The organism is Sphingomonas hankookensis (assembly GCF_001619955.1).
Lineage (GTDB): Bacteria > Pseudomonadota > Alphaproteobacteria > Sphingomonadales > Sphingomonadaceae > Sphingomonas > Sphingomonas hankookensis_A.
The window spans coordinates 83,348-96,574 of the sequence record NZ_LQQO01000008.1 but is presented as its reverse complement, the minus strand read 5'-3'; the positions used below and the strand labels follow the sequence as shown (position 1 = coordinate 96,574).

Genomic DNA, 13,227 nt, shown 5'->3' with positions numbered 1-13,227 from the left:
TGGTCGTGTCAGTCCTCTGTAACGGGATAGGGGTCGTGCAGGCCGAGTTCGGCGAGCGTGGAACGCTCGATCGCCTCCATGGCTTCCGCCTCGGCATCATTTTGATGGTCATGGCCTAGCAAATGCAGGCAGCCATGGACAATCAGATGCGTGGCATGATCGGCGACGGAAATGCCGCGTTCCTCCGCTTCGCCCACGCAGACGCCGTGGGCGAGCACGATATCGCCCAGCAGCACCTCGCCATCGTCGCTGTTCTGCGTGACGGTCGACAGCAGGTCGGGCTGGATCATCGGAAAGGACAGGACGTTGGTCGGCTTGTCCTTTTGCCGGTACTGCCGGTTGAGCGTGTGGACCTCGTCATCCGACGTCAGGCGGACCGCGATCTCGATCAACGCGGGATCGGTCAGCCATGCACCCTGCGGCGTCCGGCCAATGGCGGCGGTGGCGGCGCGGGTGGCGAGTGCCTCCCAGGCGATGTCCTGCGGCCAGTCGGCCTCTGCCTGCACGGCAATGTCGATCATCTCAGGTCGGTCCTTGCGAAATCGTCGCCCTTGTAGAGCAATTCGGCGTTGTTGGTACGGGCGCAGGCATAGGCGAAGCAATCGCCCATGTTGAGCTTCGCTTCGTGGCGACCCTTGCCGTAGCGATCATACGCGTCTAGCGCGGCCTTTGACTCTTCGGTGCCGATGTCAACTCGCCGTAATGCCGCCGCCGCGGCCGTGTCGCGTACCTCCTGACGCGCGCGCTCGATGGGGTAGCGATAGGACCGGCAGAGCGCCAGAACGGTTTCCCATTCGGTCATTGCGGACCAAATCGGATCGGCGTCATGCATTACCCGATCCATCATCGATCCGCCCTCCGGTTCGCCAGCGATCATCGCCACTAGTGCTGACGCATCAACGAACAGGGTCAACGACGTCTTCCTCTCCGGACAGCCAGTCGTAAAACGCCTTGTCCGCTTTCAGTCCGGTCGGAGGCGGAAGAGGATTTTTCTTGCGATATTCCCGCATCCATTCGTGCAGGTTCTGGCGGCGTGTCGCCTTGTCGAGATCATCCTCGACCCGGCGGATGGCATCGCGCACGGCCTGCGTTTTACTAGTACCAAGACGCTTGGCCACGCGCGCTACGGCTGCCGCGGTTTCAGGGTCCTTGATATACAGCGACGCCATGGCATCCTCCGAACGGTATATCCCGCAACCTAATGCGGGATATACTCCGCATCAAGCATCCTTGCCCTCATAGGCTTCGACGATGCGCCCGACGATCGGGTGGCGGACGACGTCGCCGGCGCCGAAGCGGGCGAAGGCGATGCCCTCGATCCCTTCCAGCCGGCGGGTGGCGTCGGCGAGGCCCGATGCCTGGACGCCGCCGGGCAGGTCGGTCTGGTTGGGATCGCCGCATACCACCATGCGGCTGTTCTGGCCGAAGCGGGTCAGGAACATCTTCATCTGCGCGGGCGTCGTATTCTGCGCTTCGTCGAGAATGACGAAGGCGTCGGCCAGCGTCCGGCCGCGCATGAAGGCGATCGGCGCGATTTCGATCTCGCCCGACAGGATGCGGCGTTCGACCTGTTCGGCGGGCAGGCAGTCGTTCAGCGCGTCGTAGAGCGGGCGGAGATAGGGGTCGACCTTTTCCTTCATGTCGCCCGGCAGGAAGCCCAGTTTCTCGCCCGCCTCGACCGCCGGGCGCGACAGGATCAGGCGCTGGACGCTGCCGGTGATGAGCTGGGCCACGGCCTGCGCGACGGCGATATAGGTCTTGCCGGTGCCCGCCGGCCCGAGAGCAAAGATGATGTCGTTGGACAGCAGCTGGTGCATGTAGCTGGCCTGCGCGACGGTGCGCGGCACGATCGTCTTCTTGCGCGTGCGGATCATGATCGACGGTGCGCCCTGGCCGCTTTCGGCGCGGAAGATGCCGTCGAGCGCGGGCTGCGACGACATGGCGATCACCGCATCGATCAGGCCGGGATCGACCTCTTCGCCGCGCAGGATGCGGCGGTGGAGTTCGTTCAGTACCTCACGCGCATGGGCCACGGCCTCGGCCGATCCCTCGATCCCGACCCGATCGCCGCGCGCGGTGATATAGACGCCCAGCCGTTCCTCCAGCGCCAGCAAATTGGCGTCGAATTCGCCGAACAGGCGGGAGAGGAGCTGCGGCTTGTCGAAGCTGATTTCGGCGCGGGCGCGCTGACCGGCTTGGGCGGGGACGGGCTTGCGGCTCATGCGATCCTTTCGCGAAAAGGCCGGCACGCAGGATGCGCCCGGCCAGGGAGAGCAGGAAGGTGGCGGAACTCGCGCATCGAGCCATCAACGCGCGAAGGCGGATCATTGGCCCAGAGACGGCGCGGTGCGACTGCATCGGCGCCAATGTGGCAGAGCGCGCGGCGGCGGGACAGCGATAAATGACGGGGGGAGCGCGGTTCGCCGCACATCCCCCCGACGGGCGTCAACCCAGCGTCGCCATGTCGATGACGAAGCGATATTTGACGTCGCTCTTCGCCATGCGGTCGAAGCCGGTTTCGATCTCCGCCATGTCGATGATCTCGATATCGGCGGTCAGGCCATGCTTGTTGCAGAAATCGAGCATCTCCTGCGTCTCGGCGATGCCGCCGATCAGCGAACCGGCGAGCGAGCGACGACCGAAGACGAGGTTGCCGACCGAGGGCGAGGGGTGCGGCGTTTCCGGTACGCCGACCAGGGTCATCGTGCCGTCGCGCTTGAGCAGGGCGAGGAACTGGTCGAGGTCGTGGGATGCGGCGACGGTGTTCAGGATGAAGTCGAAGCTGCCGGCATGCGCGCCCATCGCATCGGCGTCCTTCGACACGATCAGGTCCTTGGCACCCAGTCGGATCGCATCGTCGCGCTTGTTGGGCGAGGTGGAGAAGACATAGACCTCGGCGCCCATCGCCGCCGCGATCTTGACGCCCATATGGCCGAGACCGCCCAGGCCGACGATGCCGACCTTCTGCCCCGGACCGACGCCCCAATGCTTGAGCGGCGAATAGGTGGTGATGCCGGCGCACAGCAGTGGCGCGACGGCGGCGAGGTCGGCCTCGTCATGACGGATCTTCAGCACGAAGTCCTGGTCGACGACGATATGGTCGGAATAGCCGCCGAAGGTGTGGCCGCCCATGACCGGATCGGGACCGTTATAGGTTCCGACGAAGCCGGTGCCGGTGCAATATTGCTCCTCGCCGTCATGGCAGGACGGGCATTCGCCGCAACTGTCGACCATGCAGCCGACGCCGACCGTGTCGCCGACGACGAACCTGGTCACGTCGCTGCCGACGGCGGTCACCGTGCCGACGATCTCATGCCCCGGAACGCAGGGGTAGAGCGTGCCGGGCCATTCGCTGCGCGCGGTATGGAGGTCGCTGTGGCAGACGCCGCAATAGCGGATGTCGATCGCGACGTCGTTCGGCTGCGGATCGCGGCGTTCGAACGAGAAGGGGGCGAGCTTGCTGTCGGCCGACTGGGCGGCATAGCCCTTGGCAGGGGTCGTCATGATGCTGGTGTTTCCGTGAATGAGAGCATTCCGCCGCGTGCAATGCCGGCCCGGCGAATTGGTTGCCGATATAGTATATCAAGTTGCTGATTTAAGTGGCGAAGCGTTCAGCCGACGCGACGTTCGCCATGTTCGAGCATCGCGGGGATCACCAGATCCTCTTCATCCGCCAGATGGCGCAGCAGCAGCCGGGTCAAGAGCGCGGCATGGTCGGCATGGGTGTCGACCACGCGAGCGTCGCGGTTCGGTTCGCTCAGGCTGGCGAGCAGGCCGCGCGCGCTGCCGAGCGTGGTTTCGAGCGCGTCGTGGATCGCGTGGTGATCGGCCTCCAGCAGGTCGAAACCGCGTTGCATGCGCGGGTCGAGCGCGCGGAACTTCGGGAAATAGACCGCATCCTCGATCCGGTGATGCCCGTCGAGGTGCCCCAGAAACTGGTTGAGCGCGGGCACGAAGCGGTGCGGAAACGCCTGGGCGTCGAGGCGGCCTTCGCGGAAATCGGCGATGATCCCCTCGACTGCGCCGCCTTCGGTCCGCAGCGACTGATGCACGTGCAGCCAGAAGTCGCACAGCTGCCCGAAATTGACGTGTTTCGCCCAGTCGCCGCGGGGATAGGCGGCGCGGAGATAGGCGATGTCGTCGGTGATGCCGTCGCGCGTCGCCAGCGCGTGGGCGTCGCTCACGCCGCCGCCCGCATCCGTTCGACGGCGGACAGCGACACCGGACCGGCGGCGACGATCTCCACCTCGACCATATCGCCGATGCGGGCGTCGGTGTCGAAATGGACCGATTGCAGCCAGGGCGACTTGCCGAGCATCTGTCCGGCGTGGCGGCCGGCGCGTTCGACCAGCACGGTGCAGGTGCGGCCGACCGCCGCGTCGTTGAACGCCTTCTGGTCGCGCAGCAGCGACGCCTGCAAGCGCTGCAGACGGTCGTCCATCACCTCCATCGGAACCTCGCCCGCCATGTCGGCGGCGGGGGTGCCGGGGCGGGGCGAGTATTTGAAACTGTACGCCTGCGCATAGCCGACCGCATCGACGAGGCGCAGCGTTTCCTGAAACTCCGCTTCGGTTTCGCCGGGGAAACCGACGATGAAGTCGCCCGATAGCGCGATGTCGGGCCGGGCGGCGCGGACACGGTCGAGCAGGCGCAGATAGCTGTCGGCGGTGTGGCTGCGGTTCATCGCCTTGAGCACCCGGTCGCTGCCCGCCTGTACCGGCAGGTGCAGGAACGGCATCAGTTTCTCGACGTCGCGGTGCGCGTCGATCAGGCCCTGCGTCATGTCGTTGGGATGGCTGGTGGTGTAGCGAATCCGCTCCAGCGCGGGCAGGCGGTCCAGCTCGCGGATCAGCGCGTCGAGGCCGCGACCATCGGTATCGGTCCAGGCGTTGACGTTCTGCCCCAGCAGCGTGATCTCGCGTGCGCCGCCATCGACCAGCGCCTTCGCCTCATCGATGATCCGGGCGAAGGAGCGGCTGATTTCTGCCCCCCGTGTGTAAGGCACGACGCAATAGGTGCAGAATTTGTCGCAGCCTTCCTGCACCGTCAGGAACGCCGACGGGCCGCTGCGGCGGCGGGCAGGCAAATGGCCGAATTTAGATTCGGCCGGCATGTCGGTGTCGAGCGCGGGCTTGCCCGCCGCCGCGTCCGCCACCAGCTTCGGCAGGTTGTGATAGGCCTGCGGGCCGACCACCACATCGACCTTCGCGCGGCGGACGATCTCCGCCCCTTCTGCCTGCGCGACGCAGCCGGCGATGGCGATCATCGGGTCGGACCCGTGTTTGCGCAGGCGACCAATGTCCGAATAGACCTTTTCGGTCGCCTTTTCGCGGATGTGGCAGGTGTTGAGCACGACCAGATCGGCGGCATTGGCTTCGTCGGTCGCGGTCATGCCCTCAGCCGCCATCAGCTCGGCCATGCGTTCGCCGTCATAGACGTTCATCTGGCAGCCGAACGATTTGACGTGGAAGGTTTTCGGGGTGGTCATCGGCGGGCCTTTACCGGATTTGGCGCGCGGTCGGAAGGGTTGCGCGTTTTGGTCGGTCGAAGAAGATTGGTTCACGCGAAGGCGCGAAGGCGCGAAGGCGCGAAGGCGCGAAGAGAAGAAGGAGTTAGATTTCGCGCAGAGGCGCGGAGGCGCAGAGAGGTTGCGCTTGCCGCGACAGCGGCACTCTATCTCCTGCGAGGCAGGAACGAGGCTTCGCCAGACAGACTGCAAGCGTCCGCTCCACAACCCCTCCGCGCCTCCGCGCGAACCAATTCTTCTTTGTGCCTTCGCGCCGTCGCGTGAAAACGGAAGAAGCGGGACCCCGGATCAAGTCCGGGGTGACGGGTGGATCAGGCGCGCTCCGCCATCACCTCGGCGATCAGGTCCTTGCGGCTGAGCTTGCCGATCATCGTCTTGGGCAGGGTCAGGCGGACGACGACTTCGTCCACCCGCTCATGCTTGCCGAGCTGCGGGTTGAGCCATGCCTTCAGCGCCTCGCCGGTCACCTCGGCATCCTCGGCCAACGTTACATAGGCGTGGGGGCTTTCGCCGCGATAGTCGTTGGGCAGGCCGACGACCAACGCCTCGCGGATCGCGGGGTGGTGGTAGAGGACGCGTTCGATCTCGCTCGGGAACACCTTGAACCCGCCGACCGCGATCATGTCCTTCAGCCGGTCGACGATGCGGATGAAGCCGTCTTCGTCGATCGTCCCGACATCGCCGGTGCGCAGCCATTTGGTGCCGTCGGCGTCGATGCAGAAGGTCGTGTCGTCGGCATCGGGGCGGTGCCAGTAGCCGCACATGATCTGCGGCCCCGCGACGACGATTTCACCCGGTTCACCATCCGGCGCAGCGCGCGTCGCGTCTTCCTTGTCGACCAGCCGCACGCGGGTATGGGCGATCGGCTGTCCGATGCTGCCCGCCTGTTGCGGCCCGGCATAGGGGTTGCAGGACACCACGCCCGAACTTTCGGACAAGCCATAACCTTCGACGAGCGTCGCCCTGGTCGCGGCTTCGAAGCGTTCCTTGAGTTCCGGTGGCATCGGCGCGCCGCCGGAAATACAGAAGCGCAGCGAGGAGAAATTGGTCTGCGGCAGGCGCGGATGGTCGAGCAGCGCGCGGTACATGGTCGGCACGCCCGGCAACGCGGTGGCGCGGGTGCGGGCGATCGCCGCCAGGACCTGGCCGGCGTCGAAGCGGGGGAGCATGACGATCTCGCCTCCGGTAACAACTGTCCGGTTGAGCACACAGGTGTTGGCGAAGACGTGGAACATCGGGAGCGCGCCGATGATGCGTTCGCCGGGCGTCGGGCCGTCGGGGTCGAGCCATGCGACCTGCCGCGCATTGGCCGACAGATTGGCATGGCTGAGCATCGCGCCCTTGGGACTGCCGGTCGTGCCGCCGGTGTACTGGATGAGCGCGAGATCGCGTTCCGGGTCGATGGTCGGCGTACCGCAGCCGCCGTCATTGGCGATCAGCGCGGAAAAGGCGGTAACTCGGCGGTCGTCGGGGCGCGGCGTCACTTCCTGCGACCGGAACCAGCGGTAGAAGAGCGACTTCGCCGGCGGCAGGGCGCCCGCGACCGACCCGACGATCAGCCGTTCGAGCGAGCTGGTCTCCAGCACCTTCAGCGCGGTCGGCAGCAGCGCGGACGCCGACAGGGTGAATAGCAGCTTCGTGCCCGAATCCTCGACCTGCGCCGCCAGCTCCTGCGCGGTGTAGAGCGGCGAGAAGTTCACGACGGTCGCGCCGAGTTTCAGGATGCCGTAATAGGCCGCGACATAATGCGGTACGTTGGGCAGGAACAGGCCGATGCGGTCGCCCGGACCATAGCCCATCGCCGCCAGACCGCAGGCGACGCGGTCGGCGCCGTTCTTCGTTTCGGCATAGCTGTAATGGCGGCCGAGAAAGTCGATCAGCGGAGCATCGCCGCGCTTTGCCGCCGATTCCTCGAACAGGGTCACCATCGACATGGGCGGGAGCGGCGTGTCCCAGGCGACGGGGTGGGCATAGCGGTCGAGGACGGGTGCGGCGCTGCTCATTTACATAGGTGTAAGCAAGCGTTGCGGAGGGTGCAAGCCAAGTTGCGTTACAAGTAATTGCTGTCAGGCAGCCAATGCCCGCCCGGCGCGGTCGCGGCCGGCAGCCTTGGCCTGGAACAATGCCTTGTCGGCCATGCGGTAGAGCCGCTTCCAGTCGTTTTCGTCGCCCAGCGGCCCGTGGCAGATGCCGATGCTGCTGGTGATGCGCAGGTCGAACGGCAGGCGTACCGCGCGCACGCTGGCGAGAATCACGTCGACATCGGGCAGCATCGATTCCTCGCCCAGCAGCGCGAATTCCTCGCCGCCCATGCGCGCGACCAGTACGCCGGGCAGGGCATGATAGCGCAGGGTACGGGCGAACAGGCGCAGCACCTCGTCGCCGCCGTCATGGCCGATCGTGTCGTTGACCTGTTTGAAATGGTCGATGTCGAACAGCATCAGCGTGCGGGGTCCATCGGACGGCACGGCGCGGGCGAGGAAGGCGCGGCGGTTGAGCAGCCCGGTCAGCGGATCGGTATCGGCCAGCTCGCGGCTGATCGCTTCCTGGCGGATCGCCTCGTCGCGTTCGTGGCTGAGCATCCGCATGCGGTATGCGATGGCGACGCTCGCCAGCAGCGTTTCGGCGGTCATCGCGACGATGGTCGAATTGTCGATCCAGAAGTTCCACGGCAGCGCGCCCAGATTGTAGAGGGCACGCATGACCAGCATCGCCAGCGGCGCGACCCAGCTGAGCGCGAACAGCGACAGATAGGCGCTGCGCCGCCGCCCCGCGCGGACCATGGCGAGCAGCACCACCACCGGTGACGCCAGCATCATCACCGAGAATATGCGGTCGAGGATCGGCATCAGCGGGGCGCCGATCGCCATCAGCACGACCGCCAGGCCGCAAAAGGCGAGTATGACGATCCGCATCGCGCGCAGCGGCCAGCCATCGAGCACCCGCGCTTCGAAGAAACAGGCGCAGAAGGTCAGCGCGGCGGCCATGCCGCCACACAGCATGACATAGCTGAACAGGATGCGCCGGTTGTTCGACATGTCCGGCAACAGCCACGCCATCGCCCCCGACGAACTGAGTGCATAGAGCAGGAGACAGGCGAGCAGGCCGCAATAGGCGAGCTGAAAATCGTGGCGCAGCACGCGCCAGAGCGCGAAATTGTAGACCAGCAGCCCCAATGCCAGCCCGGCAAAGGCCGAATAGAGCGCGGCGAGCAGCGTGTCGGAGCGGATGCTCTGCGCATCGGTCGCCAGCCGCGGGCCGAGCACGATGCCGCGCATGTTGGAGGCGCCGTCGATCCGCCACAACAGGCGGGTGAACGGTGCGCCGGCAGGTACGAAGCGATGCTCGACCACCGCGCCCAGCCGCAGCCGCTGGCCGATGCCGAATTCGTCGGCGAACTGCCCGACGATCCGGCCATCGGCGGCCTGGGCATAGAGCGTCATCTGGCGCTGCCACATACTGACCTGCCGCACGCGGATCGGCGCATCGGCGTCGGCAGGACGCGGCAGCGGTGCCGACAATATCCAGAAATCGCCCGCGCCAAGCGACAGTTGCGGCGTGGTGCAGTCGAACCGTCCCGCTTGCGCGAACATCGCCTGTGGCGTGTCGCCGGGCTGTACCCGGCGGACGCAAACGGGGATGGTATGGCCGATATTGCCGATCGTGCCGGCCTGCGCGTGGGCGTCACCGGCGCAGGCGAATCCGATCGCCAACAGCAGCGCAATCCACAGCGGGCGAACCGACCAGAACATTGTTTCGGCTATGCATTCGCCGCGCCAACAAATGGTTAACCCGGCCTTCGGTTCGTCGCGTCGGCCGCCCCGGACCATCGATCAGCGATGGGCGACGACCGCTATCGCCAGGCCGGCGGTCGCGGCCTGCTGAACGACCGACTGCGTGGTCGCCACCCCGGCACCGGGGGGCAGCATCACCCGTGCACTCGCCTTGCCGTTGCCGACCGGTTGCGGAAAGGTGGTAGCCCGGCTGGGGATCTGGGCACCCTGTTGCCGGACAAAGGCCGCCACCGCCTCGCTGGGGCCGGTCACCTGCAGTTCGGCGCCGCCCTTGGCCGGGCCGAAGCCGCAGCCCGCCAGCAGCATCGTCGCCGCGATCGTCGCGTAAAGTCGCATCCTACCCCCATGTCGCTCCGCCGCGTGGTCGCGGTCGTCTACGGGGGGCAAGCTGACATGGGACGGCGCGCGGCGCAATGGCCGCGCGTCAAGGGGATCAGCCGAGCGCTTCGTCGAGCAGGCGGGCGAGGCGCAGGCCGCCCTTCTTCACCTGATCCTGCGCGATCGGCACCAGCCGGGCGATAGTGGCATCGTCCAGTTTCACCCGCGCGTCGCTCTTGGGCGCGCAGGCGTCGCCGCCGAACGCGGGGGCATACGCATAGTCGCGGCTGACTTCCCAGCTGTCGCGGCTCCAGTCCTCGACGGTGCCGGCCTGGATGGGGGCACGTTCGGCAGCGGTGTAGCTGCGCAGGATCGAGGGCGGCGTGGAGATGGCGCGTTCGGCCAGCGGCCCGTCCCAGATCGAATGGAGGTTGAAGCGTTCCGGACCATAGACGCCGTAATCCGCCTTCACCCGGTTCCCGCCCAGGTCGCCGCGATCGCCGGCGTGGAGCGGCATGTGGAGATCGCCGACGAAATGGACGAGGAAGGCGAGCGCCATCACCTTTTCGCGCATCGGGACCTTTGCGTCCTTCAGCAGCTTCACGTTGCGTTCGATCTGCGCCGACACGCAATTGCCGTCCTTGCACGCCGATTTCAGGTCGAACGGCTTGCACACATCGATATTCTGGTAATGCCACGAATAGGCATAGCTGAAGCGTTCGCCGAGCGGCTTGACGCAATCGGCCCAGACGCTCGCTTCCTCGATGGTGCGCGCCGGACAGGTCGGTGTCTCCAGCAGCGCCTGATGCCGCAGGATGCGTTCGATCGCGGCGCGGGTTCCCGGGCGAACGTTCAGCCGCGCGATCGTCGCCACGCTCTCATGCCCGAATTCCCAATAGGCATAGGCCGGCGAGGTGGCGAACAGGCAGGCGAGCGCGAGGAGCAGGCGGCGAATCATGCCGCCCGGATTACTCGCTTCGCCCGCCGCCGCAAGCGCGCAGGATTATGCGCGACATGTTTCATAGAGTTCGAGCGGCAGGCCGTCGGGATCGGCGAAGAAGGTGAAACGCTGTCCGGTATGCTCGTCGACGCGGACGGGTTCGCAGGCGATGCCGTGGCGTGCGAGGCGCGCGACCTCCGCCTCGATATCGGCGACGGTGAAGGCGAGGTGGCGAAGGCCCATCGCTTCCGGAAATGATGGGCGCGGCGGGGCGGCGGGGAAGGTGAACAGTTCGATCTGGACGGTGCCGAGAGTCAGGTCGCATTTCCACGAACGGCGCTCGGCACGCCACACTTCGCGGACGATCGTGAAGCCCAGCGCCTCGACGTAAAAGGCCTTCGACCGGTCATAGTCCGAGGCGATGATCGCGACATGGTGCAGGCCGGTAAGGCCGCTCATCCTTCGTCGCCATAGACGGCGACCGTGCGCGCGCCGCCCTGGGTCACGCGGCCGCGGAACATGCCGGGGGTGGTCAGGCTCCACGTCGCATCGCCGGCCGGGCCGACGACGATGACGCCGCCGGTGCCGCCCATCGCCTTCGTCTCGGCCAGCACCGTGTCGGCCGCTTGGCCGATCGATTCGCCGGCGAAGCGGATGCGCGCGGCGATCTCGTGGCCGACGCCGACGCGAATGAAGAACTCGCCGGAGCCGGTGGCGGACATGGCGCAGGCGCGGTCGTCGGCATAGGTGCCAGCGCCAATCAGCGGGGAATCGCCGATCCGGCCCCAGCGCTTGCCGGTCACACCGCCGGTCGAGGTCGCGGCGGCGACATGGCCCTCCGCATCCACCGCGACCGCGCCGACCGTGCCGTATTTCATGTCGACATCGAACCAGCCGTCGGGATTGGCCTTCATCGCGTCCAGTTGCGCGCGGCGTTCCGGCGTCATGAACCAGTCGGGATCGGCGGGTTCGACGCCCTGTTCGGCGGCGAAGGTGTCGGCGCCCTTGCCGGCCAGCAGGACGTGCGGGCTGTGGTCCTTCACCGCGCGGGCGAGGGTGACGGGGTGGCGGCTTCGGGTCACGCCGGCGACGGCGCCGGCCGACCGGTCGCGGCCGTCCATGATCGCCGCGTCCAGCTCGATCGTGCCGTCGAAGGTGAAGACCGCGCCGCGGCCGGAATTGAAGGTCGGATCATCCTCCAGCACGCGCACCGCGGCCTCGACGGCGTCGAGCGCGGTGCCGCCGGCGGCGAGCACCGCTTCGCCCGCGGCGAGTGCGGCGTTGAGACCGGCGCGTGCGGCGGCGTCGGTTGCGGCGCTCACCGTCTCGCGCGTCAGAATGCCGGCGCCACCATGGACCAGCAGCGTCCAGGGGCGGGGGGTGTCGTTCGGTGTCGTCATGTCCTGCATGGCGCGCGGCCTAGCAGATCGCGGGGCGCCTGCCACCCTTTGCGACCGGTGCCGGAACGCCCAGCAACATGCCCAACCCGGGCCAGGCGCGGGCGGCGCCATAGGCGGCGGCACAGGCCAACAGCGTGGCGGCGAGCAGCAGGGCCGCCTCCCGCCAGGGATCGAGCGCCAGCGGCAGGGTGAACCAGGTCACCAGTACGATCACTGGATGGTGGACGATATAGGCCGGGAATACTGCACGACTAAGGGGTCTGCGCCAGCGATGGTCGCTGTTGAACGCGCGGTCGGCGAGGTGAAACAGCGCGACGACCATCGCCCATGCCATGACCGATCGGGCGGCGCGGTTGGCCGCCATGGCGAGATGCGGCGGCACGACGTCGCCGGGATATTGCAGTTCGACCGACACGACGACCGCGCCCGCAACCAGTGCCAGCAGGATGGCGCCGGCGGCATGGCGGTGCAGCGCGCGCCACAATGCCGGCCGCCGCGCGACGAGATATCCGAGCGCGAACAGCGGCAAATATTGCGAGTGGCCCGCGATGTCGTGGAGCAGGCCCTGACCCTCCGGCACCACGAACAGCGCCGCCAGCCGGATCGTCGCCATCAGCGCGATCGGCGCCCACAGCAGCCGATTGCCGCGCGACAGCCACGCCGCCAGCCGATCCATCCGCCGCGCCGCGCCCGCCGTCGCGACGAACGCGGCGAGCAGCATCGAATAGGTCCAGAGATAGACCAGGAACCAAAGATGTTCCCAGCTGGGAAATTCGACGCCGTAGAAGGTGCCGACCCGCCAGCCGTCGAGCAGCCAGAAGCGGAGATAGCCGTGCGGATAGCCGCCCTCCAGCACCCGCACCCACATTTCGAGCGGCACGATGGCCAGCATGCCGAAGGCGAGCGGGACGAGCAGGCGGCGCGACCGTTCGGCGGCGAAGGCGTGCGGCGTCGCGGCGCGCGCGACCAGCGTCGCGCTGGCATAGCCCGATACCGCGAACAGCAGGCCCAGCCGCCACGGCGTCACCGCCGCCATCGGCGCGATCAGCGCGGTATAGGCGTGGCCGGTGGTCACGACCCAGTGCCACGGGCTGAACGCCATCGCGATATGATAGAGGATCAGCACGCCGAACGCACCGATGCGGAGCCAGTCCAGCCCGTAATGACGCGACGACAATGACTTGGGCCCGATTGGCACGATGGATTCCCGGCGCGACTTTCGCGTGAAGCAATGCGGGGCTATATCGG

The 13,227-nt window shown here is 67.0% G+C and carries 14 protein-coding genes; all 14 read right to left on the bottom strand.

All coding sequences use genetic code 11. The annotated features are described in order from the left end of the window. Positions 1-8 precede the first annotated feature (8 nt). The 14 genes from ybeY to AVT10_RS06345 all read right to left on the bottom strand — a co-directional run bounded on the left by ybeY (position 9) and on the right by AVT10_RS06345 (position 13,177). Positions 9-521, bottom strand: a complete 513-nt coding sequence (gene ybeY, locus AVT10_RS06410; protein ID WP_066689460.1) for an rRNA maturation RNase YbeY — start codon at positions 519-521, stop codon at positions 9-11. Further along, on the bottom strand, positions 518-913 hold the full coding sequence (locus AVT10_RS06405) for a type II toxin-antitoxin system VapC family toxin (RefSeq protein WP_066689459.1): 396 nt from the start codon (positions 911-913) through the stop codon (positions 518-520). The genes ybeY and AVT10_RS06405 overlap by 4 nt, the downstream gene beginning before the upstream one ends. Next, entirely contained in the window at positions 897-1,169 is a 273-nt protein-coding gene (locus AVT10_RS06400) for a type II toxin-antitoxin system VapB family antitoxin (RefSeq protein WP_066689458.1), read from the bottom strand. Before AVT10_RS06400 ends, AVT10_RS06405 begins: the two co-directional genes overlap by 17 nt. Positions 1,170-1,220: 51 nt before the next feature. Then, positions 1,221-2,222, bottom strand: coding sequence for a PhoH family protein (locus tag AVT10_RS06395; protein WP_066689457.1), 1,002 nt, complete (start codon positions 2,220-2,222; stop codon positions 1,221-1,223). A 223-nt stretch (positions 2,223-2,445) separates the two neighbouring features. Then, on the bottom strand, positions 2,446-3,504 hold the full coding sequence (locus AVT10_RS06390) for an NAD(P)-dependent alcohol dehydrogenase (RefSeq protein WP_066689456.1): 1,059 nt from the start codon (positions 3,502-3,504) through the stop codon (positions 2,446-2,448). A 107-nt stretch (positions 3,505-3,611) separates the two neighbouring features. After that, on the bottom strand, positions 3,612-4,184 hold the full coding sequence (locus tag AVT10_RS06385; protein ID WP_066689455.1) for a hemerythrin domain-containing protein: 573 nt from the start codon (positions 4,182-4,184) through the stop codon (positions 3,612-3,614). Next, positions 4,181-5,488, bottom strand: coding sequence for a tRNA (N6-isopentenyl adenosine(37)-C2)-methylthiotransferase MiaB (miaB, locus tag AVT10_RS06380; RefSeq protein ID WP_084401419.1), 1,308 nt, complete (start codon positions 5,486-5,488; stop codon positions 4,181-4,183). Before miaB ends, AVT10_RS06385 begins: the two co-directional genes overlap by 4 nt. 350 nt (positions 5,489-5,838) lie before the next feature. Continuing rightward, positions 5,839-7,530, bottom strand: coding sequence for a long-chain-fatty-acid--CoA ligase (locus tag AVT10_RS06375; protein WP_066689454.1), 1,692 nt, complete (start codon positions 7,528-7,530; stop codon positions 5,839-5,841). Between the two features lie 63 nt (positions 7,531-7,593). Continuing rightward, the gene (locus tag AVT10_RS06370) at positions 7,594-9,279 is read right to left on the bottom strand and encodes a GGDEF domain-containing protein (protein ID WP_066689453.1); all 1,686 of its coding nucleotides are present in this window, start codon (positions 9,277-9,279) and stop codon (positions 7,594-7,596) included. A gap of 81 nt (positions 9,280-9,360) precedes the next feature. Next, on the bottom strand, positions 9,361-9,657 hold the full coding sequence (locus AVT10_RS06365; protein ID WP_066689452.1) for a hypothetical protein: 297 nt from the start codon (positions 9,655-9,657) through the stop codon (positions 9,361-9,363). Positions 9,658-9,754: 97 nt separating this feature from the next. After that, entirely contained in the window at positions 9,755-10,597 is an 843-nt protein-coding gene (locus AVT10_RS06360) for a S1/P1 nuclease (RefSeq protein ID WP_066689451.1), read from the bottom strand. A 45-nt stretch (positions 10,598-10,642) separates the two neighbouring features. Then, positions 10,643-11,038 carry an SMU1112c/YaeR family gloxylase I-like metalloprotein gene (gene gloA2 / locus AVT10_RS06355; RefSeq protein ID WP_066689450.1) on the bottom strand — a complete coding sequence of 132 codons (396 nt, stop codon included), beginning with the start codon at positions 11,036-11,038 and terminating at the stop codon, positions 10,643-10,645. Further along, on the bottom strand, positions 11,035-11,979 hold the full coding sequence (locus AVT10_RS06350) for an isoaspartyl peptidase/L-asparaginase family protein (RefSeq protein WP_066689509.1): 945 nt from the start codon (positions 11,977-11,979) through the stop codon (positions 11,035-11,037). The genes gloA2 and AVT10_RS06350 overlap by 4 nt, the downstream gene beginning before the upstream one ends. A gap of 19 nt (positions 11,980-11,998) precedes the next feature. Next, complete coding sequence (locus AVT10_RS06345) at positions 11,999-13,177, bottom strand: acyltransferase family protein (protein ID WP_164523837.1); 1,179 nt, start codon at positions 13,175-13,177, stop codon at positions 11,999-12,001. Positions 13,178-13,227 lie beyond the last annotated feature (50 nt).